This window comes from Streptomyces sp. NBC_01591 (genome assembly GCF_035918155.1).
In the GTDB taxonomy this organism is placed as follows: Bacteria; Actinomycetota; Actinomycetes; order Streptomycetales; family Streptomycetaceae; genus Streptomyces.
Map to the genome: position 1 here is coordinate 4,407,993 of NZ_CP109327.1, position 24,210 is coordinate 4,432,202.

18 protein-coding genes are annotated in these 24,210 nt (G+C 67.8%); 8 read left to right on the plus strand and 10 right to left on the minus strand.

Features of this window, described 5'->3' with window-relative positions; all coding sequences use genetic code 11:
* Positions 1–9: 9 nt before the first annotated feature.
* The 5 genes from OG978_RS20530 (at position 10) to OG978_RS20550 (ending at position 4,728) form a co-directional block, all read left to right on the plus strand.
* The gene (locus OG978_RS20530; RefSeq protein ID WP_124719874.1) at positions 10–519 is read left to right on the plus strand and encodes a Jag family protein; all 510 of its coding nucleotides are present in this window, start codon (positions 10–12) and stop codon (positions 517–519) included.
* A gap of 110 nt (positions 520–629) precedes the next feature.
* Positions 630–1,346, plus strand: coding sequence for a 16S rRNA (guanine(527)-N(7))-methyltransferase RsmG (gene rsmG / locus OG978_RS20535; RefSeq protein WP_326766629.1), 717 nt, complete (start codon positions 630–632; stop codon positions 1,344–1,346).
* A 290-nt stretch (positions 1,347–1,636) separates the two neighbouring features.
* Positions 1,637–2,713 carry a ParA family protein gene (locus OG978_RS20540; protein ID WP_326770101.1) on the plus strand — a complete coding sequence of 359 codons (1,077 nt, stop codon included), beginning with the start codon at positions 1,637–1,639 and terminating at the stop codon, positions 2,711–2,713.
* A complete protein-coding gene (locus tag OG978_RS20545) occupies positions 2,710–3,810 on the plus strand; it encodes a ParB/RepB/Spo0J family partition protein (protein ID WP_326766630.1) in 1,101 nt (366 codons plus the stop codon). Before OG978_RS20540 ends, OG978_RS20545 begins: the two co-directional genes overlap by 4 nt.
* Before the next feature lie 300 nt (positions 3,811–4,110).
* Positions 4,111–4,728, plus strand: a complete 618-nt coding sequence (locus OG978_RS20550; protein WP_326766631.1) for a GNAT family N-acetyltransferase — start codon at positions 4,111–4,113, stop codon at positions 4,726–4,728.
* Between the two features lie 79 nt (positions 4,729–4,807).
* Here the strand turns inward: OG978_RS20550 and trxA are convergent, their stop codons facing one another.
* The 7 genes from trxA to OG978_RS20585 form a co-directional block, all read right to left on the minus strand.
* Positions 4,808–5,140 (minus strand): thioredoxin, encoded by a 333-nt coding sequence (trxA, locus tag OG978_RS20555; RefSeq protein ID WP_326766632.1) that lies wholly within the window; start codon positions 5,138–5,140, stop codon positions 4,808–4,810.
* Positions 5,141–5,184: 44 nt separating this feature from the next.
* Positions 5,185–6,147, minus strand: a complete 963-nt coding sequence (gene trxB / locus OG978_RS20560) for a thioredoxin-disulfide reductase (RefSeq protein ID WP_326766633.1) — start codon at positions 6,145–6,147, stop codon at positions 5,185–5,187.
* Between the two features lie 134 nt (positions 6,148–6,281).
* Positions 6,282–7,235: an anti-sigma factor family protein gene (locus OG978_RS20565; RefSeq protein ID WP_326766634.1), complete on the minus strand. Its 954-nt coding sequence runs from the start codon at positions 7,233–7,235 to the stop codon at positions 6,282–6,284.
* Entirely contained in the window at positions 7,232–7,936 is a 705-nt protein-coding gene (gene sigM / locus OG978_RS20570) for an RNA polymerase sigma factor SigM (RefSeq protein ID WP_326766635.1), read from the minus strand. The genes OG978_RS20565 and sigM overlap by 4 nt, the downstream gene beginning before the upstream one ends.
* A 166-nt stretch (positions 7,937–8,102) precedes the next feature.
* Positions 8,103–9,815, minus strand: coding sequence for a protein kinase family protein (locus OG978_RS20575; RefSeq protein ID WP_326766636.1), 1,713 nt, complete (start codon positions 9,813–9,815; stop codon positions 8,103–8,105).
* Between the two features lie 127 nt (positions 9,816–9,942).
* On the minus strand, positions 9,943–12,102 hold the full coding sequence (gene murJ, locus OG978_RS20580) for a murein biosynthesis integral membrane protein MurJ (RefSeq protein ID WP_326766637.1): 2,160 nt from the start codon (positions 12,100–12,102) through the stop codon (positions 9,943–9,945).
* A 49-nt stretch (positions 12,103–12,151) separates the two neighbouring features.
* Positions 12,152–14,449 (minus strand): DUF6049 family protein, encoded by a 2,298-nt coding sequence (locus tag OG978_RS20585; protein WP_326766638.1) that lies wholly within the window; start codon positions 14,447–14,449, stop codon positions 12,152–12,154.
* 183 nt (positions 14,450–14,632) lie between these two features.
* Here OG978_RS20585 and OG978_RS20590 point away from each other — a divergent pair, with 183 nt between their 5' ends.
* The gene (locus tag OG978_RS20590) at positions 14,633–16,075 is read left to right on the plus strand and encodes a CCA tRNA nucleotidyltransferase (RefSeq protein ID WP_326766639.1); all 1,443 of its coding nucleotides are present in this window, start codon (positions 14,633–14,635) and stop codon (positions 16,073–16,075) included.
* A gap of 148 nt (positions 16,076–16,223) precedes the next feature.
* On the opposite strand, the gene OG978_RS20595 is transcribed toward OG978_RS20590, so the two are convergent.
* From OG978_RS20595 to OG978_RS20605, 3 genes are all read right to left on the minus strand, one after another.
* Positions 16,224–17,492, minus strand: a complete 1,269-nt coding sequence (locus OG978_RS20595; protein ID WP_326770102.1) for an MFS transporter — start codon at positions 17,490–17,492, stop codon at positions 16,224–16,226.
* Between the two features lie 123 nt (positions 17,493–17,615).
* Positions 17,616–18,698 (minus strand): inositol-3-phosphate synthase, encoded by a 1,083-nt coding sequence (locus OG978_RS20600; RefSeq protein ID WP_326766640.1) that lies wholly within the window; start codon positions 18,696–18,698, stop codon positions 17,616–17,618.
* 62 nt (positions 18,699–18,760) lie between these two features.
* Positions 18,761–19,468, minus strand: a complete 708-nt coding sequence (locus tag OG978_RS20605) for a PadR family transcriptional regulator (protein ID WP_326766641.1) — start codon at positions 19,466–19,468, stop codon at positions 18,761–18,763.
* A gap of 400 nt (positions 19,469–19,868) precedes the next feature.
* Between OG978_RS20605 and OG978_RS20610 the strand changes: the two genes are divergently transcribed.
* The gene (locus OG978_RS20610) at positions 19,869–22,565 is read left to right on the plus strand and encodes a transglycosylase domain-containing protein (protein WP_326766642.1); all 2,697 of its coding nucleotides are present in this window, start codon (positions 19,869–19,871) and stop codon (positions 22,563–22,565) included.
* Positions 22,566–22,667: 102 nt separating this feature from the next.
* Entirely contained in the window at positions 22,668–24,167 is a 1,500-nt protein-coding gene (locus OG978_RS20615) for a glycosyltransferase family 87 protein (protein ID WP_326766643.1), read from the plus strand.
* The last annotated feature ends 43 nt before the right edge of the window (positions 24,168–24,210 follow it).

Below are 24,210 nucleotides of genomic sequence, written 5' to 3' on the forward strand. Positions count from 1 at the left end.
AGTCCATCCGTGACGGAAGGCACCACCTCCACGGCCGCTGAGGGCAGCGACACCTTGACCCGTCTTGAGCAGGAGGGCGAGATCGCAGCGGACTACCTTGAGGGTCTGCTCGACATCGCTGACCTCGACGGCGACATCGACATGGATGTCGAGGCGGACCGGGCCGCGGTCTCGATCATCAGCGACTCGGCACGTGATCTGCAGAAGCTCGTGGGCCGCGACGGTGAGGTGCTGGAGGCGCTCCAGGAGCTGACGCGGCTTGCTGTCCACCGGGAGACCGGAGACCGCAGCCGGCTGATGCTGGACATCGCGGGCTTCCGGGCCAAGAAGCGGGCGGAGCTCGCCGAGCTGGGTGCCAAGGCCGCGGATGAGGTCAAGAGCACCGGCGAGCCGGTGAAGCTGGACCCGATGACACCGTTCGAGCGCAAGGTCGTTCACGACGCGGTGGCGGCCGCCGGCCTGCGCAGCGAGTCCGAGGGCGAGGAGCCGGAGCGCTTCGTCGTCGTCCTCCCGGCCTGACCGGACCCTAGTTCTGTCGGCCCCGTCTGTTCGCAGGCGGGGCCGATCTTTGTCAGCCTGATAGATCAGCCACCCACAGTGCGGTAGTGCGGTATGGAAGGACGGTTCCCGTGACGGAGGAAGTAGAGCTTCCCCAGGCGCCCGAAGGGGCGCGGGCGGTTTTCGGCGAGTTCTTCCCGGAGGCCGTCCGGTACGCGGAACTGCTGGCGGATGCCGGGGTGAAGCGGGGGCTGATCGGCCCGCGTGAGGTGCCGCGGCTGTGGGAGCGGCATCTGCTGAACTGCGCGGTGCTTTCCGAGGTCGTGCCCGAGGGTGTCACGGTCTGCGATGTGGGTTCGGGTGCCGGCCTTCCTGGTATCCCGCTGGCGCTGGTCCGCCCAGATCTCAAGATCACTTTGCTGGAGCCCTTGCTCCGGCGTACGAACTTCCTCCAGGAAGTCGTGGAGCTGCTGGGTCTGGATCATGTGACGGTGGTGCGTGGTCGGGCCGAGGAGGTTCTGGGCTCGCTGCAGCCGGTGCATGTGGTGACGGCTCGCGCTGTGGCACCGCTGGACCGGCTGGCCGGCTGGGGTGTTCCGCTGCTGCGTCCGTACGGCGAGATGCTGGCGCTCAAGGGGGACACGGCCGAGGAGGAGATCGTCGGGGCTCGTGCGGCCCTGAGTAAGCTCGGCGTGGTCGAGACCGAGGTGCTGCACGTCGGGGAGGGCGTTGTCGACCCGATGTCCACGGTGGTGCGTGTGGTGGTCGGTGAGAGTCCGGGCGGTGTGAGGTTCGCCGCAAAGAGGGCCAAGGCTGCCAGGACGAGCCGTACGAGGCGGCGTCGCTGACGTCTCTGGCGCGTCGCGGGATTGAGCGCTACGTGCGGTATGTACCGTCTGCTGGTTGCGCTTCCGATACGTAGCCGTACGTACCCATGCGGAGTGTCGTGCCCCTGCAGCCTGGCTGCAGGGGCATCGTGTTTCACGTGAAACGTCGCTCTCTGCTGCATGGAATCATCAGCCGCGGTCGTGCGGCTGCCGCGCCGCGGCATCGCAGGCCCGTTAGGGCTACGGAGTTGTCCACAGAAGTGGATTCATCCACAGAAGAGCGGGCCTCGCTGGTTCACGACCCCGAAAGCATGGCAGGCTCTGTTCATTGCGAGCCTGAAGTCGAGGAGAGTGAATCCTTGCGGTCCGACGCCAACATCGCGGGACCGATGACCGATCCGGTCCCCGGTCCCCGAACCGAATCGGCGGGGGAGGGTGTTTCACGTGAAACACCGCCGCCGATGGACGACACACCCATCGGTCGCGCGGCCCAGCTGGCGGTTGAGGCCCTTGGCCGCGCCGGCGAGGGCCTGCCCCGTCCTGACCGGACGCGCGTCATGGTGGTGGCCAATCAGAAGGGTGGAGTGGGCAAGACGACCACGACGGTCAATCTTGCTGCCTCGCTCGCGCTTCACGGCGCACGTGTTCTGGTGGTCGACCTCGACCCGCAGGGGAACGCCTCTACGGCTCTGGGCATCGATCACCATGCCGAAGTCCCCTCGATCTATGACGTCCTGGTGGAGAGCAGGCCGCTCTCCGAGGTGGTTCAGCCAGTACCGGACGTCGAAGGTCTCTTCTGCGCCCCCGCCACCATCGATCTCGCCGGTGCGGAGATCGAACTGGTGTCGCTGGTGGCGCGGGAGAGTCGACTGCAGCGAGCGATCCAGGCGTATGAGCAGCCGTTGGACTACATCCTCATCGACTGCCCGCCTTCGCTCGGTCTGTTGACGGTCAATGCCCTGGTCGCCGGCGCCGAGGTGCTGATCCCTATCCAGTGCGAGTATTACGCGCTGGAAGGGCTGGGCCAGCTGCTGCGCAATGTGGACCTGGTGCGGGGGCATCTCAACCCCGATCTCCATGTGTCGACGATCCTGCTCACCATGTACGACGGCAGGACCAGGCTCGCTTCGCAGGTCGCGGAGGAGGTGCGCAGCCACTTCGGCAAGGAGGTGCTGCGGACGAGCATTCCGCGATCGGTGCGGATTTCGGAGGCACCCAGCTACGGACAGACCGTGCTGACCTACGACCCGGGTTCCAGTGGATCGCTGTCGTACCTCGAAGCGGCGCGTGAGATCGCCCTGCGGGGTGTCGGGGTCCACTACGAGTCCCAGCATGCCCAGACGGGCAGCGGGAACAGCCAGCAGAGCATTTCGGAGGGGATTCAGTGAGCGAGCGTCGAAGAGGGTTGGGGCGTGGGCTGGGTGCCCTGATCCCCGCCGCTCCGCAGGAGAAGCAGGTGCCGTCCACGGGGATGGGATCGACCTCTGCCGGGGCGAGTCCTGTGATGACGGCGGAGCGGGGGGTGGCCGCGGCAAAGTTGGCCGCTCGCTCGGGTGCTCCGGTCGTGCCGGAGCCGAGTGCGCCGGTTTCGGAGGCCGGAGCGGTCGCCGAACCGGCGGGACCTGCCGGGGCGTATTTTGCCGAGGTTCCTCTCGGCACCATCACCCCGAACCCCCGCCAGCCCCGTGAGGTGTTCGACGAGGACGCGCTCGCGGAGTTGGTGACCTCCATCAAGGAGGTGGGTCTTCTCCAGCCCGTTGTCGTGCGGAAGGTGGGGCCGGAGCGCTATGAGCTCATCATGGGCGAGCGGCGCTGGAGGGCCTGCCGTGAGGCGGGTCTGGAGCGGATTCCGGCTATCGTCCGGGCCACGGATGACGAGAAGCTTCTCCTGGACGCGCTCCTGGAGAACCTCCACCGGGCTCAGCTGAACCCGCTGGAGGAAGCAGCTGCGTACGACCAGCTGCTCAAGGACTTCAAGTGCACGCATGACCAGCTGGCTGACCGGATCGGGCGTTCCCGTCCGCAGGTGTCCAACACGCTGCGTCTGCTGAGGCTGTCGGCTCCGGTGCAGCGGAGAGTGGCCGCCGGCGTGCTGTCGGCGGGTCATGCGAGGGCGCTGCTGTCCGTGGACGACTCGGAGGAGCAGGACAGGCTGGCCCATCGCATTGTGGCCGAGGGGCTGTCGGTGCGTGCGGTCGAGGAGATCGTGACCCTCATGGGCTCCAGTCCCACGAGCCCCTCCAAGGCCAAGGGGCCGCGGGCCGGCGGCCGGGTGTCGCCTGCGCTGTCCGATCTTGCTACCCGGCTCTCGGACCGCTTCGAGACCAGGGTGAAGGTCGACCTCGGCCAGAAGAAGGGGAAGATCGTCGTCGAGTTCGCATCGATGGAGGATCTGGACCGCATTCTCGGCAGCCTGGCACCGGGTGAGGGGCGCGTGCTGGATCGCGCACCCTCCGAGGAATCCGCTGAGGACGACGAGGGCTGACCCTGCCGATGGGGTTGTCGGGCGGGCTGTGTTCCGGTGGTTACCGGAACACAGCCCGCCCTTTGCTTTCTCTCGGTGTCGGCTTCATCCCTGGGTGGATACGATGCGTTCTGGTATGGCACATCCGGCTTGAGTCACCTCGGTAGGGAGGGCCATGCGATCAGTGAGCCGCAGCCGACTGATGACAGTGGGGCTGGGCCTGGGGGCTGTCGGAGGGTTCGTCGGCAGCCTGCTCCTCGAACGGAGTGCACTGACTGTCGCACGTGATGCGGCGGGCGAAGAAAGCGAGGAACAGCCTTCATGGGGCGTCGGCTCGTACCCCTCACACTGGACAACCTTTCCGATCTCCCCAGACGCTGCCGCTCGTGTGTCTTCTGGGAACTTGATCCGGTCAGCGGGGAAGCTGCGGTAAAGGCGGGAACGCCCGAGCTGGAGAAAGAGGCCTGGATCTCGGCCGTTCTCCTGGAGTGGGGCTCGTGCGGCCGCGTTGTCTACGTCGACGATGTGCCGGTGGGCTACGTGCTCTATGCGCCACCGGCCTATGTACCGCGCTCGACCGCGTTTCCCACCAGCCCGGTCTCTTCCGACGCCGTGCAGTTGATGACTGCCTGGATCATGCCGGGCTACCAGGGGCAGGGGCTGGGCCGGGTCATGGTGCAGACCGTCGCCAAGGACCTGTTGCGTCGGGGATTCAAGGCGATCGAGGCGTTCGGCGACGCTCGGTGGAAGGAACCGGCCTGTGTGCTTCCCGCGGATCATCTGCTGGCGGTTGGCTTCAAGACCGTACGACCGCATCCCGCTCATCCGCGGCTGAGACTGGAACTGCGTACGACGCTGTCCTGGAAGGAAGACGTCGAGCTGGCGCTGGACCGGCTGCTGGGCGCGGTGAAGAAGGAGCCGGCGCTGAGGCCGCTGTGATCCGAGAGCCCATGACAACGTGAAACGGGTCCGCCCCCGAGGGACGGACCCGTTTCACGTGAAACAGCGGTTTGCGGCACTACTCGCCGAGGAAGCCTTCGAGGTCGCGGACGATCGCGGCCTTCGGCTTGGCGCCGACGATGGTCTTGGCGACCTCGCCGCCCTGGTAGACGTTCAGGGTCGGGATGGACATGACGCCGTACTTGGCGGCTGTGGCCGGGTTCTCGTCGATGTTGAGCTTGACGACCTCGATCTGGTCGCCGTGTTCGGCGGCAATGGCTTCCAGGGACGGGGCGATCTGGCGGCACGGCCCGCACCAGGCGGCCCAGAAGTCCACCAGCACAGGCTTCTCGCTCTTCAGGACGACCTCGTCGAAGGTGTCGTCGGTCACGTTCTTCAGGGCGCCGGCCACGGCGACCTCCTTAACTTCTTGGGGTGTGGGGTGAGAGGCGTGAGTCAGACGGTGGCCGTAGTGGCCTTCTCGTCGTCGGCGAGCGCAGCGAGGAAGCGCTCGGCGTCGAGAGCGGCCGAGCAGCCCGTGCCGGCAGCGGTGATGGCCTGCCGGTAGGTGTGGTCGACGACGTCACCGGCGCCGAAGACACCGGTCAGGTTGGTACGCGTCGAGGGAGCATCGACCTTGAGGTAGCCCTCGTCGTCGAGGTCGAGCTGGCCCTTGAAGAGCTCGGTGCGCGGGTCGTGGCCCACTGCGATGAACAGGCCGGTCACCGCGAGCTCGGACGTCTCGCCGGTCTTGGTGTTCCGCAGGGTCAGACCGGACAGCTTCTGATCGCCGTGCACTCCGGCAACCTCGCTGTCCCAGGCGAACTTGATCTTCGGGTCGGCGAAGGCGCGGTCCTGCATCGCCTTGGAGGCACGCAGCGTGTCGCGACGGTGGACGATGGTGACCGACTTGGCGAACCGCGAGAGGAAGGTCGCCTCCTCCATCGCGGTGTCGCCGCCGCCGACCACGGCGATGTCCTGGTCCTTGAAGAAGAAGCCGTCACAGGTGGCGCACCAGGAGACACCGCGTCCGGAGAGGGCGTCCTCGTTGGGAAGGCCGAGCTTGCGGTGCTGGGAGCCGGTCGTCACGATGACGGCCTTGGCGCGGTGCACCGTGCCGGCCGTGTCGGTGACCGTCTTGATGTCTCCGTTGAGGTCCACGGAGACGACGTCGTCGGGGACGAGCTCGGCGCCGAAGCGTTCGGCCTGGGCGCGCATGTTGTCCATGAGCTCGGGGCCCATGATCCCGTCCTGGAAGCCCGGGAAGTTCTCCACGTCGGTGGTGTTCATCAGCGCGCCGCCGGCGGTGACGGCGCCCTCGAACACCAGCGGCATCAGCGAGGCGCGTGCGGTGTAAAGGGCGGCCGTGTAGCCCGCGGGGCCGGAGCCGATGATGATCACATTACGGACGTCGCTCACGGGTTTCTTCCTCGTCTCTGCAGACTGCCTACTGTCCACGCCTACTGGGGTCGGTTCAACGACACTCACCCCACCCAACGGATCCTACGGGGGATGCATTCCCCGCCGTGCCGGGGCGGCGCCCGGCGGGATTCTCAGGGGCGCGCGTAGGTACGGGTCAGCAGGAGTTCGCCCTTGCCCGCGGGCTTTTCCTGGACGCAGGCCGCGTCGACGACGTACGCCTGTACACGGGTCGCGTCGGACGGGTGCGGAAGGACGACCAGGAAGGCAGCCGCGCCTTCGTAGGTGCCTTCTTCCACCGCGAGGGCGGCGGCGTTGCGTCCGGTGCCCTGCTCCACACAGGGCGGGACGGACACGGTGGGTGCGCGCAATGGCGTTCGAGGCGACTCGGGCTCGTCCGAGGCGCTCTTGGGCGATTGCGCCTTGCCGGACGGTGACTGTTCCTCAGCCTCGACACCATCGACTGACCTCGACGGCTTCGTGCCCGTACTCAGAAGAAGCGACTGCACCTGGTCCTCGAGCGTGGACTCCGAGAAGGCTCCTCCGCCGTTCTCCTCGGAGCTGGACCTTTGGTCTGCCGCCTTGAGGCTCCCGGAGTCCTGGGACGGCTGGACGCTCTGCAGCATGAAGATGCTCACGCCGACCACGGCTGCACCGAGAGCGGCTCCGAGGACGGCTGTGCGACGGCGGCGCCGGGCCGGTCGGCGGCCGGGGCCGGTGGTCGCCCGGGGGCGCCCTGCGGGACGGTGCGAGGGGCTGGGCTCCGCGTTCGGCTTCTGTGATGCCGTCGGTTCGGTTTCACGTGAAACATGCGCTGAGCCGTGTGGTGGTGTGGCGCCGAGAGCCGCTTCGGCGGCGAGTGCGGCGTCGATGCGGACTGCGACATCGTCCGGCATGCGCTGTGGTGTGGGTACGGAGCCGAGCAGCTCGCGGATCTCCGTGAGAGAGAGATGGACCTCACCGCAGAGTTCGCAGCCATCCACATGGTCGCGTACCTCTGCCTCACGCGACGGTGGGAGCAGCCCCTCCACCAGGTCGGAGATCTCCGTGACATCCGGATGCTGGGTCGTGTCGGTCGTTGATGTCATGTGCGCCCACCTCCGCCCTTCACTGCAGCAGGATCGCTTGTGCCCGCATCTCTCGGCCCCGATGCCGGTGGGACGGATGCGCGCGGCGTCCGGTTCCTTCTCGTGGCCGTCTCGTCGGCTCCTGCGACCTCGCTGCGAAGGTGGGTGAGCAGAGGGGCCAGTCGGGCCCGCCCCCGCGCACAGCGGCTTTTCACGGTGCCTGTCGGTACGTCGAGGATGCGTGCCGCCTCGGCCACGGGGTAGCCCTGCATGTCCACGAGGACGAGCGCGGCGCGTTGCTCGGCGGGGAGAGTGGCGAGTGCGGCCAGGAGCTCGCGGTGGAGGTCCTGGCGCTCCGCCGGTGCCTCCGCGGATTCGTGCGGTTCGAGAAGCTGCTCGAACCGCACGGTGTCGTCGACCGGTGCGGTTCTGCGGGTGGCTGCCTTGCGGACCCGGTCGAGGCAGGCATTGACGGTGATGCGGTGCAGCCAGGTGGTGACGGCGGACTGACCGCGGAAGGTATGGGCGGCCCGGAAGGCCGAGACAAGGGCGTCCTGGACGGCGTCTGCGGCTTCCTCGCGGTCACCCAGGGTCCGTATCGCCACGGCCCACAGCCGGTCGCGGTGACGCCGTACGAGCTCGCCGAAGGCGTCCGGTTCGCCGGCCACATGGCGAGCGAGGAGGTCTGAGTCGCTCAGTGGTTCTGACGGCTCGGCGGCCACCTCCCCCTCCCTCCGTTTCGCTGCGTCAAGGTGCGTCTGTCTATCACGATTCGAGCGGGCGGGGGCAGGGGGCAAAAGAGGTGCTGCCCGATGCGGGAACGAGAACATCCGGCACGGGGCACCGGATGCGCGGAGGCCGGTGGGGGCGCCCCCACCGGCCTCGCTGTCAGCTGAGTACGGAGATCTCCGAGATCCCGCCCCGGTAGCCACCCGTCCCGTCCGACGGCAGCTCGGTGAGATGGATCAGGACGTAGCGGGTCCGTACCGGCTTGGAGAAGGTCTCCTTCAGATCGCTTCCCACCGTTCCCAGCTCGGTGAGGCGCTGGGGGAAGTCCGAGAGGGACGACGGGGCGGAAGCGCTCGGATCGGCTGCCAGCACCTCGGCCTTCTGTCCGCTGCGGTACATCTTCGCTTCGATGCCCGCGACGTCCTGAACGCTGCCCAGGTCGACGACTATGCCGCTGCCGTCCCTGCGGTTCGAGTAGTTGCCGAAATTCGCGTAGCCCACATAGCGAGGGGTGACCCAGGCCGTGCTCGCATCGCCGTCGACGGAGTTCGGTACCTCATCCGGCTGGATCCCCGAGCCGCTGGGCATGAACTCTTTCGCGCCGTCGATGCGCAGCGGCTTTGCCGGGGGGCGAGGCTTGTTGTCGTTGTTCTCCGGGTTGGTCTGTGTGCTGTCCTCGGGGCCGGAGCCCTTGCTGTGGTCGAGGAGCGTCTCGGCGAGCTGCCAGCTGCCGAGGCCCAGCGCGGCGATGAGCAACGCGGACACGGCCCACTTGAGGGCCTTGCCGGTGCGGCTCTGGAGCGGCGCCGGGGGCACGGCGATCGTGGGCTGTGTGGCGACGGGCCGGGTCTGCGGACGCCCGTAGGAACCCTGCTGGTAGGTCGTGCGCTGGTACTCGGGAGGTGGCGTGAAGACGGGCTCCGGGGGACGGATGCGGGGCATCGCGGCAACGGCCTTGGCCAGCTCGTCCGGCGTGGTGCACGGTTGTTCCTGCCGGGAAGCAGTGGCGCCGTCGTTGGCGAGTGCGCGCATGGCGAGCTCGGAAAGGCCGCGGTGGACGCCGGCCCGCACCTGGGCGGGGGCGATCAGCCCCACTCCCTTGGGCAGCCCGGTCAGACCGTACGCGTCGCTCTCGTACGGCCAGCGCTGGGTCAGCGCGGCGTAGAGCAGGGCGCCGATCGCCTCGGTGTCCGCACGCTGGGGACTGTCGGCGCTGATACCCCGCAGGGCGGCGTTCACCGCGAGTCCGCGGATCCTGTACTGCCCGGTCGAGCTTCGCAGCACCGCCCCCGGGGTGAGCCTCAGATGTGCGAGACCTTCTCGGTGTGCTGCCGCCATGGCCTGGGAGACCTGGCTGACGAGCTGGTACGCGTCGTGCGCGTCCATCGGCCCCGAGGCCAGCAGGGAGGTGAGCTCGGTGGCGTCGGGGAGCCATTCGTGGACGACGTAGACGAGGTCGTCCTCCTCCACCGCGTCGAGCACCTGCACGAAGCGTGGGTCACCGAGCAGTGCGGAGGACCGGGCCGCGGCCAGCACGGACCGGGCACGCGGGTGGTCGGCCGGAAGCAGATGGACGCCCACCGCTCGGCGCAGCTTCTCGTCGACAGCGCGCCAGCTGCTGAAGCCGTCCAGACGGGTGACGCACTCCTCGAGCCGGTAGCGTCTGGCGAGTTTGTGCCCGCTGTGCAGATCCGGGGTCGGCAGGGTGGCCTCGGAACCGATGCGTTCACCATCCGTGTCCTGCGGCTTCGTGCCCGTGGTGTCCTGAGCTTCTGCCGTCCCGTCGGTCGTGGCCTCGTCCGCCTTGGCGGCCAGCGGTTCATCACCGCTGTTGTCGGCCACGTCGACGGCAGCCGTGCTACGTTCCGCCACCGTCGTTCCTGCCTCCCCATCCGTTGCGCGATGCCAGCCAGCTCTGCACAGTCACGCCAATTGTGCCCACACTCCAGCGCTATGCACGACACGCAAGGGGCGGTGATGGTTGTGCGGCGGATGAACCTCAGCGACCGAGTCGCCCTCGGACCATACCGACCATGCCGTTGATCTCCTCGATCCGCATCCGTTTGGCGGCGACGAAGAAGACGCCCAGCAGTACGGCTCCACCGCAGATCAGAGCGGCGAGTGAACCGAAGGCGCCTTCGCCGAGGCCCAGGAGAACGGCGAAGCCCACGCCGCCGCCCAGCACCGCTGCCGGGGTCGCTGCCAGGCACAGCCGGGCGTAGGTACGCACGACATGGGCACCGTCCAGATCCCCGCCCAGGCGGTTGCGCAGCCGTCGCCAGGCGATACCCACCCCGACGGCGTAGGCGAGCCCGTACGAGGCGGCCATGCCGATCACTGCCCACCGGGCGGGCAGAACGACGTAGCAAAGGGCCGAGGCGGCTGCGTTGACCGCGGCGACGATGACCGTGTTGTAGAAGGGCGTGCGGGTGTCCTCGTAGGCGTAGAAGCCACGCAGCACGACGTACTGCACGGAGTACGGGATCAGGCCGAGACCGAATGCCATGAGGATGAAGCCCATGGAGCGGGCGGCCTCGGTGCCTGCGGAGGCGTACAGAAGGGTGCACATCGGCAGGCCGAGTGCGAGGAAGGCGAAGGCCACCGGCACGATCGCGACGGCCGAGTTCCGCAGCCCCTGGGAGATGTCGTCGCGGACGGCGCCCGGGTCGTCGTCGTGGGCGGCGCGGGAGATGCGGGGCAGCAGGGCCGCCATGACGGAGACGGTGATGATCGCCTGCGGCATGCCCCAGATGAGCTGGGCATTGGAGTAGGCGAGGAAGCCGGTGCCGTCCTTGCCGGACAGTTTGCCCGCCGACGTCGCGAGCTGGGTGACGACAATCACGCCTGCCTGGTTGGCCAGCACGAACAGGACGGTCCACTTGGCCAGCTTGACCGTCTTGCCGAGCCCGTGTCCCTTCCAGTCGAAGCGCGGGCGGAAACGGAAACCGGCCTCGCGCAGATACGGGACCATGGCCAGGGCCTGTACGACCAGACCGAGCAGCGTGCCGATGCCCAGGAGCCGGACGCCCTCCGGCGGAATGGTCTCGACACCCATCTGGGACTCGGCGGACGTTCCGTAGACCCAGATGAACATGCCGAACGTGAAGATCATGACGATGTTGTTGAGGACCGGGGTCCACATCATCGCGCCGAACTTGCCGCGGGCGTTGAGGATCTGGCCCATCACGACGTGCACGCCCATGAAGAAGATGGTCGGCAGGCAGTACCGGGCGAAGGTCACGGCGACGCTGTTGGCCGCCACGTCGTTGGCGATCGTCGGCGACATCATGTGGATCAGCCACGGAGCGGCGAAGACCGCGAGCGCGACGATCACGCCGAGCGCGACCATGACGAGAGTCAGAAGCCGGTTGGCGTAGGCCTCGCCGCCGTCCTCGTCATCCTTCATGGAACGGACGAGCTGAGGGACGAAGACCGAGTTCAGGCCGCCGCCCACGGTGAGGATGTAGATCATCGTGGGCAGGGTGTAGGCGATGGTGAAGCTGTCGCCTAGCAGTGCCGCACCGAGCGCGGCGGTCATGACGAGGGTGCGCACGAATCCGGTGAGGCGGGACACGAGCGTGCCGGCCGCCATCAGTGCGCTGGACTTCAGTATTCCGGCGGCCCGGCCGCCGGACTTGGGCGGGGCGGGTGCCGGGGCCGGCTCGGGCTCCGGAGGGACGGGTGCGGCCCCTGCCGGACCCTCCTGGTCCCGGAAGAGATGCGCGAAGGCATCCGGCTGCTCGTCGTCCCGGGAAGCCTGACTGACGAGGTCGTCCACCCCGACGAACTGGGTGGTCGCCGGATCGTCGCCGTACGGCAGGTGCCGCGACGGGCCGTCGGGCTCGGGAGGCGGGGTCTGTGCCCAGATGCGCGGGTCGGGCGGGTACTGGGCCGCGGGCGGCTGCTGATAGAGCGGCTGGGGCTGCTGGTAGGTGCCCGGGGGCGGCGGCGGGTGCGCGGCACGGTCGTACAGCGCCTCGGTCACCGGGTCCTGAACGGACAGATCCTGGGCGCGGTAGGGATCGCGGTCGTAGGCGTCCTGCAGGTACGGATCGGGCGTCGGCGGGACCTGGCCAGGCCCTGGGGGCATCGGAGGCCCGCCGGAAGACCCGGCTCCGCCCGCACCCTGACCGCGGTCACCGTCGTACGGCGCGTTCATCGAAACCCCACCTCATCGTCCCCGGCCGACCGGCCACGACAGACATCGCTCAACGTTCCACTTTCTCACCCGAGCCCGACGGCTCCCCGCTTTCCGGACCGGTGTCCGGAGTCGGGTCACTCGGCTGCTCGGGTTCACCGCCGTCGTCCCCGGCCGCGCCGCCCGCGTTGGCGCGCTTGCGATGGGTGTACATCCTGATGCCCGCGAGGACCAGGAGCAGCAGCCCGCCGGCGATGACCAGCAGCACGGTCGGGGTGAGCTCGGAGACCTTCACGGTGAAGGTCATCTCTCCGCCGTACGGTGTGCCGTCCTCCGTGTAGAGCTGCGCCGTCATCTGGACCTGGCCGTTGACGTTGGCCGCCGCGTCGAACTTCACGGACTGGCTGTGGCCGGCGCCGATCCGGATCGGCTGTTCCGCCACGGCCCCGCCGTCGTTCAGCTTCAGGCGTGTCGCGTTCTCCGACTTCAGCCGGAGGACGAGATGGTCCACGCCCTGCAACAGCCTGTTCTGCACGGTCACCGGGATCGTGGCGCTACGGCCGGACAGGGTGACGTCGGACTTCGAGATGAGCTGGACCTCGCCGACGAGGTCCTGCAGATAGCTGCGGACCGAGTCCCGGTACTGCTGGGCCTCCAGCGGCCTGCCGCGCCATGACGTCGACATGGACCGGTTGAGCGCATTGCCGAAGGGGGTCACTACCCGCTCGGGCTGGGTGAGGATGACCTGGAAGTTGTTCAGTGAGACCTGGGTGGACTTGATGTCCTGGAAGGCCTGGGTGGGCAGCTCCTGGCTGCGGAGCTTCCTCGGGTACTGGGAGGCCCCGGGGACGCTGGTCGTCGCGTCCGCGTCGGGCTTCGCCCCGGCCGCTTCCACCAGGCCGAGGGGCTGTGTCCAGCGTCCGTCGTCGAGTCCGTGCAGGGCGCGGGCCATCGACTGGGCCTGGGCCACGGTGGGCATCCGCTGAGGTGCGACGACGATGCTCCGCTCGGTGTCCGTGTCCTGTTCGGTCAGAGCGAGGGTCAGAGCGAGGAACTTCTGCACGGCGAGGGTGGAGTTCCCCGCCTTCGACATGTCGCCCTGGAAGGCCGTGGAGAGCCGGGCGTCGGCGACGACCGCGGTGGTGCCGCCGCCGATCGGCCGGGCAGCGGTCGGCGTGTACTGCAGACCGCCGGTCTCCTGGAGGCTGTCGCTGCGGGCGATCACCTTGTGGGCCCCGGCCGAGGTGGCGACATCGACGACCGACGGGTCGATCGCCCCGTCGACGGGCCACGCGAAGTCGGTCGACGGCTTCACGTGGAGGATGGTCTGGACCGTCTTCCCGGCCACTTCGGTGGCGGTCTGAAGGTGGCTGAGGGTGCCGGAGACGTTCTTGCCGCGGTGCGCGATGGACGCCAGGTCGGGGTCGGCGAACGGCAGCGCGACGACCTTCCCGTCCGACACCGCGGCCTCGAGCGAAGTGAGCCATTGCTTGGCAACGGCCTGGTTCTTCCCGGCGACGGTGGTGTCCCCGGACTTGACGCGGTAGTTCCCCGCCATCGCGTCGACACTGGCCAGCAGATCCGGGTCGATCACCCAGGTCACGGGCAGCTGGCTGCCCAGTGAGACCAGCTGTTCGAGCCGTCCGCCCGGAGCCAGCTCGGCGGCCAGGTCGTCGTCCGTGAACACGGGCGTCTGCTGATCGTCGGTGCCCGTCTCGGCGGTGACATGGGCCGATGCGATGAGTGGCCAGAGATAGGTGACCTTCGTCCTGGAGTCGCGCTCCTCTTCCTGCCAGGGCAGGAAGGTGCGCTCGATCCCCAGCACCTGGTCGTACCGGACCTGTGAGGTCTGCCCCGACAGTGAGACGCCGAGCTGGTAGACGCCGTCGTCGCCGAGCCCCAATTTGCCGACCGGAACGGACAGCGTGAAGTCCTGGCTGATCCCGGAGGGGATTTTCGCGAACTTCACGGTGTACTTGCCGCCGAGCGCGGCTGGGTCGCTGCCGAGCACGTACCCGGTGCGCTTGGCGGCGGTGTCGATCTCCGTCCTGCTGGCGAGCTTCGGGCCCACCCGCAGGTCGACCGTGGCATCCGTGATCGTGTCCTTGCCCCTGTTGGTCACGGTGCCGGAGACGGTCAGGGTGTCTCCCTTGGCCGGCGCGCTCGGTGCCAAGGTGTTCAGGGACACGTCGACCGTTTCGGACTTGGTGTGGGCCTTGCCGGTCCCGTCGGCCTGCGCTGCGGGTGCGGTCGGACCGGCCAGCAGAGCCGCGACGAGCGGCGCCCCGATGATCAGGGCGGCTGTGTGCCGCAGCCACCGGCGGGCAGGAGAGGGACCGTTCCCCTGAATGTCTGCCGCCTCGGCCACGCGCCTACCCGTCCCTCGTCGTCGTCAGCTGGTGTCGATGGTTGTCGGTTCTTGCGTCCACGCATGGTAACGATGTGCGCGGGTGCCAAGTGCTGGGGAGTTCGCTACATGATCGGAAGAGTCTTGCAGGGCGGGACGAAACCAGGGCGACCGGGCCGGTCCGGGCACGTACCCTTTTCTGTTGTGTCGAACGCCAATGAAGACAGCTCCCGTGCCCTGACCCAGGTGCAGCACCGCGCAGTCAGCGAACTGCTGCGGGTGTCCCCGGTCGCCGACGACCTCGCTCGCCGTTTCCAGGACGCCGGGTTCAGTCTCGCCCTGGTCGGAGGCTCGGTCCGGGACGCGCTTCTCGGCAGGCTCGGGAACGACCTGGACTTCACGACCGATGCTCGCCCCGAAGCGGTACTGAAGATCGTCCGGCCGTGGGCCGACTCGGTGTGGGAGGTCGGGATCGCCTTCGGCACAGTGGGTGCCCAGAAGGACGGCTACCAGATCGAGGTCACCACATACAGGTCGGAGGCGTACGACAGGACCTCGCGCAAGCCCGAGGTGTCCTACGGCGACTCCATCGAGGATGACCTCGTCCGGCGTGACTTCACGGTCAACGCGATGGCCGTCGCACTTCCGCAGAAGGTCTTCATCGATCCTCACGGTGGTCTCGAGGACCTGGCGGAGCGCGTTCTGCGTACCCCCGGAACACCCGAGGACTCGTTCTCCGACGATCCGCTGCGCATGCTGCGCGCTGCCCGTTTCGCGGCTCAGCTGGACTTCGATGTCGCTCCCGATGTGGTCACCGCGATGACGGAGATGGCCGGGCGCATCGAAATCGTCTCCGCAGAGCGGGTCAGGGAGGAGCTCAACAAGCTGCTGCTCTCCGCCCACCCCCGCAAGGGTCTGGCGCAGCTCGTCGACACGGGCCTGGCGCAGCAGGTGCTGCCGGAGCTCCCGGCACTGCGCCTGGAAAGTGACGAGCATCACCGTCACAAGGATGTCTACGAGCACTCGCTGACCGTCCTGGAACAGGCGATCGATCTGGAAGAGGACGGCCCTGATCTGGTTCTGCGCCTTGCCGCTCTCCTCCATGACATCGGGAAGCCGAGGACGCGACGCTTCGAGAAGGACGGGCGAGTCTCGTTCCATCACCACGAGGTGGTGGGCGCCAAGATGGTCAAGAAGCGGATGACCGAGCTCAAGTACTCCAACGACATGGTCAAGGACGTCTCGAAGCTGGTGGAGCTTCACCTGCGCTTCCACGGCTACGGCGACGGCGAGTGGACGGACTCCGCGGTCCGTCGGTATGTGCGGGATGCCGGCCCCCTGCTGGAGCGGCTGCACAAGCTGACCCGCTCGGACTGCACCACGCGGAACAAGCGCAAGGCCGCCGCACTCTCTCGGACCTATGACGGGCTGGAGGAGCGCATCGAGCAGTTGCAGGAGCAGGAGGAGCTGGATGCCATCCGCCCCGACCTGGACGGCAACGAGATCATGAAGACCCTGGGTGTCGGTCCCGGGCCGGTGATCGGCAAGGCGTACGCGTTCCTGCTGGAGCTGCGCCTGGAGCACGGCCCGATGGAGCGTGGCATGGCGGTCAAGAAGCTCAAGGAGTGGTGGGCCGCGCAGGGCTGAGGCTGCTGGAGGCTCGGTCTGCCGGCGTGCGGGTGCGGTGGCCATGTTTCACGTGAAACATGGCCCGCCTTCCGGTGTCGCACCACGATCTGGTGAGGGGTGCTGTTTCACGTGAAACAGCACCCCTCGCTCTGCTTCGCCCCGGACGCTAGAGAGCCTCTCCGGTGCGGCTCCACCGGAACATCAGCACTGCGACGACCGCGTAGAGAACGGCCACTGCGATCACCACCGCGGTCGATCGCCCGTCGGGAGGCAGCATCAGTGCGGAGACTGCGGCGGCCCCTACGAAAGCAGCGTTGAACAGCACGTCGTAGAACGAGAAGGCCCGGCCGCGGAAGGAGTCCTCCACCGCGGTCTGCACCACCGTGTCGGTCGCGATCTTCGCTCCCTGGGTGACCAGCCCGAGGATGAACGCCGCGACCAATATCGGTACGGGGACGAACCACAGCCCCAGCGCGGGTTCGAGGACGGCGGCCCCCGCCGCGCACACCGTCATCCAGCGGAACCGGCCGAGCCGTCCCACGGCCCAAGGTGTGAGTACGGCCGCCGCGAAGAAGCCCGCACCGGAGACCCCCACAGCCAGTCCGAGAAGGGCCAGGCCCTCGGATTCGCTGTCGCTCCAGGCGTACCGGCACAGCATCAGCACCGTGACGGTCAGTGCTCCGTAGCAGAAGCGCATCACGGTCATGGCGGCCAGCGCCCGGCCGGCCTGCTTCCGCTGTACCAGATGGCGCAACCCGTCGGCCAGCCCCCGCACGGTGGCGGCCAGGGCCTCCCCCAGTCCAGTCCGGTGTCCGTCCTGATCCGGTCCGAGGAGTCCGGTGGCAAGGGTCAGGGATGCCAGCGCCGACGTGAGGTAGAGCACCGCGCCCAGCAGCACCACCACGGCATCGGAGTCCGCGAGCAGCAGCCGTACGGCGAAGGCGAGGCCGCCGCCCGCAGTGGCTGCGAGCGTCCCGGCGGTCGGTGAGAGCGAGTTGGCCAGCACCAGACGGTCGCTGTCGACGACACGCGGCAGCGCGGCCGAGAGCCCGGCCAGGACGAAGCGGTTGACTGCGGTGACACACAGCGCCGAGGCGTAGAAGAGCCAGTCGGGTGCGGTGCCGAGGATGAGGAGCGCTGTGCAGCAGGCGAGCGCGGCGCGCAGCAGATTCCCGTACAGAAAGACCTGGCGGCGCGGCCAGCGGTCCAGCAGGACGCCGGCAAAAGGGCCGACGAGCGAGTACGGCAGCAGCAGCACTGCCATCGCGGAGGCGATGGCACCTGCCGAAGCCTGCTTCTCCGGCGAGAAGACGACGTGAGCCGCAAGCGCCACCTGGAAGACACCGTCGGCCGACTGGGAGAGGAGTCGTACGGCCAGCAGGCGACGGAAGTTCCGAAGGCGCAGCAGAACGCGCAGATCACCGACGACGGCCATGTAATCAAGAGTCACATACGTTGAGGGTCCCCGGGCTGATTGCCCGGGGACCCTCAACAGCGCGGAAAGGAATGAGCGTTGCCGCTCAGCACCCGGCCGCGTGGACGTACCTGTCCGGCAGCGTCAGTTGGCGACGTCGCCGCGGATGAACTTCTCGACGTTCTCGCGGGCCTCGTCGTCGAAGTACTGGACCGGCGGGGACTTCATGAAGTACGAGGAAGCGGAGAGGATCGGGCCCCCGATGCCACGGTCCTTGGCGATCTTCGCGGCGCGGACGGCGTCGATGATGACACCGGCGGAGTTCGGGGAGTCCCAGACCTCGAGCTTGTACTCCAGGTTCAGCGGAACATCACCGAAGGCGCGGCCCTCAAGGCGCACGTACGCCCACTTGCGGTCGTCCAGCCAGGCCACGTAGTCCGACGGACCGATGTGGACGTTGTCCGCACCGAGTTCGCGGTCACGGATCTGGGAGGTGACGGCCTGCGTCTTGGAGATCTTCTTGGACTCCAGGCGCTCACGCTCGAGCATGTTCTTGAAGTCCATGTTGCCGCCGACGTTCAGCTGCATCGTGCGGTCCAGGACGACGCCCCGGTCCTCGAAGAGCTTCGCCATCACGCGGTGCGTGATGGTGGCGCCGACCTGCGACTTGATGTCGTCGCCGACGATCGGGACGCCGGCCTCGGTGAACTTGTCCGCCCACTCCTTGGTACCGGCGATGAAGACCGGGAGAGCGTTGACGAACGCGACCTTGGCGTCGATGGCGCACTGCGCGTAGAACTTCGCAGCGACCTCGGAGCCTACGGGCAGGTAGCAGACGAGGACGTCGACCTTGCGGTCCTTGAGGACCTGGACGATGTCGACCGGGGCCTCGGCCGACTCCTCGATGGTCTGGCGGTAGTACTTGCCGAGACCGTCGTGGGTGTGGCCGCGCTGGACGGTGACGCCGGCGTTCGGCACGTCGCAGAGCTTGATGGTGTTGTTCTCGCTGGCACCGATGGCGTCCGCGAGGTCGAGACCGACCTTCTTCGCGTCGACGTCGAAGGCGGCGACGAACTCGACGTCCCGCACGTGGTAGTCGCCGAACTGGACGTGCATCAGACCGGGCACCTTGCCGGCCGGATCGGCGTCCTTGTAGTACTCGACGCCCTGGACCAGCGAGGCGGCGCAGTTGCCCACGCCGACGATGGCTACGCGAACCGAACCCATTCCGGTTGCTCCCTGTGTGTTTTGGATGTTCCCGATGAAGGCCCCGCGGATCTGCGGGGGCCTCACTTTGCGGTGTCGTCGGACGGATCCGGCGGGGTGTCACCCCGGCGCCGGGGCAGGCCGTCCGTCTCTCCTGCGGTGTTCTGCTGAGCTTCGCTCCCGGGCGAGGACCGTCGCTGATCCCGTCCCGACCGCTCGCTCTCGATGAGCTCGTTCAGCCAGCGCACTTCGCGCTCCACGGACTCCATGCCATGTCGCTGCAGCTCAAGTGTGTAGTCGTCGAGGCGCTCGCGGGTGCGGGCCAGAGAGGCCCGCATCTTCTCCAGCCGCTCCTCCAGCCGGCTGCGCCGGCCTTCCAGCACTCTCATCCGCACCTCGTGCTCCGTCTGCCCGAAGAAGGCGAAGCGGGCTGCGAAGTGCTCGTCCTCCCAGGAGTCGGGGCCGGTGTGCGAGAGCAGCTCCTCGAAATGCTCCTTACCTTCCGCCGTCAGCCGGTAGACGATCTTGGCGCGACGCCCGGCCAGTGAGGAGGCGGGGGCGACCGCACGGCCGGTGGCGGGCGGATGGTCGGCAGGGGCGGAGCCCGGCTCCTCGATCAACCAGCCGCTGGCGACCAGCGTCTTGAGGCAGGGATAGAGGGTGCCGTAGCTGAAGGCGCGGAAGATCCCCAACGAGGTGTTGAGGCGTTTACGCAGCTCGTAGCCGTGCATCGGGGACTCGCGGAGCAGGCCGAGAACGGCGAATTCGAGGATGCCGGAGCGTCTGCTCAACTTCGCCTCCTCCTTACTCCGAGTGCGTCCCAGTGCTCCTGCGGAGCCCTGTGCCGGGCTGATGTACCGGGCTGATGTATCGACTCGATACATCACGACGATAGATCGGTCGCCGCGATGCGACAAGAGGGGTCATCGTGAACGGCGTCACATCGTGAATTCGTAGGCACCGACTTGCGTTGTTTGGGGTGAAGTTCGGCCCTAGGAGGGTTTTGACCGTGCGTAGTCTGTGCGGCATGCAAACCACCGGGAACCGCGTGACGCGCCCGCGCGTCAGTCTTCGCGGACCAGCCGGACGCATGGCGGACGAGCCTGTCGCAAGGCTTGTCCGTAATTCGGGGGGACCGGATCTCAACTGCCGCTTCCAGGCGCTCTCGCCTGCCCGAGGAGTAGTCGTTCGATGAGCGAGCACCGTCGCAAAACGCCGCAACCGCAAGGTGGCGGGCGCGCAGCGGCCAGACGAGCCGCCCAGCAGTCCTCAGGACGCCGCGCTGCTCCGTCACGTGGAGTAACTTCCGAGTCACCTTCCGATTCGCATGGGGGGGACAGCCCGTACGGCGGACGTGCCGAGGCCAGGCGCGCCGCCCAGCGGGGCGGCGCAGGCCGCGGTGGCGGTGGCGGTGGTGGGCGTCGCCGCGGTGGGGGCGGCGACGGCGGTCACGAGGGTCCCGGCAGGGGGCGTGGCCGCGCAGGTCAGCGCCCTGCCAAGAAGCGCTTCATCGACTACCCGCGCGCCGGGAAGTACGGCGCGCGGCGCTGGGTGCCGTCGTGGAAGCTGGTCTCCGGCCTCTGCATCGGCTTCCTCGGCCTGCTGATGGGCATCGGCGGCATCGCGTACGCGTGGGTTGGTCTGCCCGATGTTCAGAAAGCCGCAAAGGCGCAGAACAACGTCTACTTGTGGGACGACGGCTCGCAGATGGTCGCCACCGGCGGTGAGGTCAACCGTCAGCTCATCCCCTATGCGGAGATCCCCGACGCCATGCGGAACGCCGTCATCTCCGCCGAGAACAAGACCTTCGAGCACGACAGGGGCATCGACCCCATGGGCATCGCCCGGGCCGTGTTCAACATGGCCACCGGTGGTGAGACCCAGGGCGGTTCGACGATCACCCAGCAGTACGTGAAGAACTCGCGTCTCTCTCAGGAACAGACTCTGAGCCGGAAGTTCCAGGAACTTTTCATCACGCTCAAAGTCACCAACGAGATGGACAAGAACAAGATCATCACCGACTACCTCAACGTCTCGTACTACGGGCGAGGTGCTTCGGGGATCCAGGCTGCTGCCCGTACGTACTACGGAAAGGACGCCGTCGATCTGGACCCGAGCCAGTGCGCGTTCCTGGCCACGCTGCTCAAGGGCGCGTCCTATTACGACCCGGCGGGCGCTCCCGAGGTCGATGCCAAGCAGGCGACGAAGAAGCTGAACACCGAGCGGGCCGAGAAGCGCTGGAAGTGGATCCTCGACGAAGAGGTGAAGGACGGGCGCCTCTCGCAGGCGGAGCGCGCCAAGTACACCAAGTTCCCGATGCCTCTCCCGCCGAAGAAGGACGCCCAGCTGGGCGGTCAGACCGGTTACCTGGTCGACCTGGCCAAGACGTACTTCCTCAGCAACAACACCGAGGGCGTGACGGCGGACATGCTGGCCCAGGGCGGTTACCAGATCAAGACCACCTTCAACAAGAAGAAGGTCCAGGAGCTCAACGCCGCGGTCAAGAAGGTCTACGACAGCAAGATCAAGCCGAAGCAGCGCCCGAAGACGGACACCCACGTCCAGTTCGGCGGCGGGTCGGTAGATCCCAAGACCGGGGCCATCGTGGCGATCTACGGCGGTCAGGACGCGACCAAGCACTTCACCAACAACGCCAACCCCACTGGTGCGCAGGTCGGTTCGACCTTCAAGCCGTTCGTACTGGCGGCGGCGATGGAGTACGGCAAGCGGAACCCCGCGCTCCCGGAGGACCAGGATGCGTCGGAGCGCACCAAGGTCTCGCCGCTCAGCATCTACAACGCCGACGACAAGCTGAAGATCAAGAAGTACAACGGCGAGATCTGGACCGACGAGAACGGCAAGGAGTGGCTGCAGGCCAACGACGGCCATGAGTCGAGGGGCAACATCACCCTCCGCGAGGCGATGCAGTGGTCCGCCAACTCCCCGTACGTACAACTCGGCATGGACGTCGGCACCGACAAGGTGAAGGACATCGCCATAGCCGCGGGACTCAAGGACGACGAACAGATGGCGGATTCGCACGTGCCGTCGTTCTCCATCGGTACGTCCTCGCCCAGTGCGATCCGCATGGCCGGCGCGTATGCGACCTTCGCCGCCAGCGGCCAGCAGCGCGAGCCCTACTCGGTCTCCGAGGTGAAGCACGAGGGCAAGGTGGTCTACCAGCACAAGGAAGCCCGCAAGCGTGCCTTCGACGCCGCGATCGCCGACAACGTCACCGACGTCCTGAAGAACGTCGTCGACAAGGGGACCGGTACTCCCGCGCAGATCCCCGGCCGGGACGTGGCGGGCAAGACGGGTACGACGGACGACAACAAGTCGGCCTGGTTCGTCGGCTACACGCCGCAGCTCTCCACGGCCATCAGCATGTACCGGCTCGACGACGACGCGACGAACAAGAACCGCAAGTTCGAAAAGATGTATGGCACGGGTGGCGAGCAGACGATCCACGGTGCGTCGTTCCCGGCCCAGATCTGGCACGACTACATGGTGGGCGCTCTGAAGGGGAAGCCGGTCGTGACGTTCCCGGAGCCGGGGCCGATCGGTGACAAGGTCTACGGTGGCGGTGCGCAGAGCCCCAAGCCGACGCCCACCGCACCGGTGACGCCGTCGCCGTCCATGTCGGTGACCGAGTCACCCTCTATGAGCATCTCCCCGTCGGCGCCCGACCCCACCGGGACCTGCGGTACGTGGGACTGGGACTGCCAGCACAACAACGGCGGGACCAGCAGCGGCGCGAACGGCGGAGACACCGGTGGTCCCAGCACCAGTCCGTCCACGTCCCCTTCGCCACCGACCGGGGGGAACGGGAACGGCGGAAACGGGAACGGCGGGAACGGCGGCGGAATCTTCGGCGGGCCGACCGGATAACGTCCGCGCGGCCGATGGGCCGCCCCGGTCATGAGGACCGCCGCACCACACGGTGTGGCGGTCCTCGTCGTTTCCACAGACCCGTACGGCAGGATGAGCGGCATGCCAAGCGCAGAAGACACGAGTGTGCACCAGCACCAGGAACGGGCGGTCGTACGGCCCACGCACCAGGACGAGGTCGCAGCGGCCGGCAGCGAGCTGATCGGCGGGCGGTCGGGGCGCTGGTCACGGCTCGGCAGTACAGCGCTCACGCCCGTGGGCGCCATCGCGCTGACGGCCCTCGGGATGTTCGCGCTGGGCATGGTACAGAAGCTGCCCTGCTACAACTGGGCGTGGTTCAGGGGCGCGGGTTCGCAGTACACGCACGCCTGTTACTCGGACATTCCGCATCTCTTTGCCGCACGCGGATTCTCCGACGGCCTCGTGCCGTACTTCGACCGGCTGCCCGGCGACATGCAGTACCTGGAGTACCCCGTCCTGACGGGCGTGTTCATGCAGGTCGCCTCCTGGCTGACGCCGGGCGGATCCATTCAGCACCGCGAGCAGATGTACTGGATGGTCAACGCGGGCATGCTGATGATCTGCGCCGTGATCATCGCCGTCTGCGTCGCCCGTACGCACCGGCGCCGCCCCTGGGACGGACTGCTGGTCGCCCTCGCGCCGGCCTTCGCGCTCACCGCGACGATCAACTGGGACCTGCTGGCCGTCGCGCTGACGGCCGCGGCGATGCTCATGTGGTCCCGTGGGCGGGTGCTGGCGTTCGGCATCCTCATCGGGCTCGCCACGGCCGCCAAGCTCTACCCCGTGTTCCTGCTGGGGCCGGTGTTCGTCCTGTGCTGGCGGGCGGGCAGATGGCGGGAGTTCGGCATGGCGACGCTCGGGGCGGTGGTGTCCTGGCTGGTGGTGAATCTGCCGGTGATGGTCTTCGCACCCGAGGGATGGAAGAAGTTCTACACATTCAGCCAGGAACGGGGCATCGACTTCGGCTCTTTCTGGCTGATCATCACCCAGCGCACCGGCGAGAGCATCGAGGTCTCGACCGTCAACACCGTCTCGACCCTGACGACGGTCCTGCTGTGCGCGGCCATCGGCGCGCTCACCCTGATGGCGCCGCGCAGGCCGCGCCTCGCGCAGCTCGCCTTTCTCGTCGTCGCGGCGTTCATCCTCGTCAACAAGGTCTACTCGCCGCAGTACGTGCTGTGGCTGATCCCCCTGGCCGCCCTGGCCAGACCGCGCTGGCGCGACTTCCTGATCTGGCAGGCGTGCGAGGTCATGTACTTCCTGGGGATCTGGATGTACCTCGCGTACACGACGAGCGGCGACAAGCACCAGGGGCTGCCCACGGAGGGGTACCAGCTGGCGATCGCCCTGCATCTGCTGGGCACGTTGTACTTCTGCGCCGTGGTCGTACGGGACATCCTCATGCCGGAGAAGGACGTCGTGCGGCGCGACGGGTCGGACGATCCGTCCGGCGGGGTGCTCGACGGGGCCCCGGACGTGTTCGTGCTGGGGCGGGCGGCGCATCCGGCGCGCCATGCCCACCCTGCGGTGGAAGGGCCGCGGGTGGATTGGGGCGCGCCGCGCGGACCCGTCGCCGACTGAGGGCCGGGTCGCTCCCGCGACTGAGGGCCGGGTCTCCCACCAG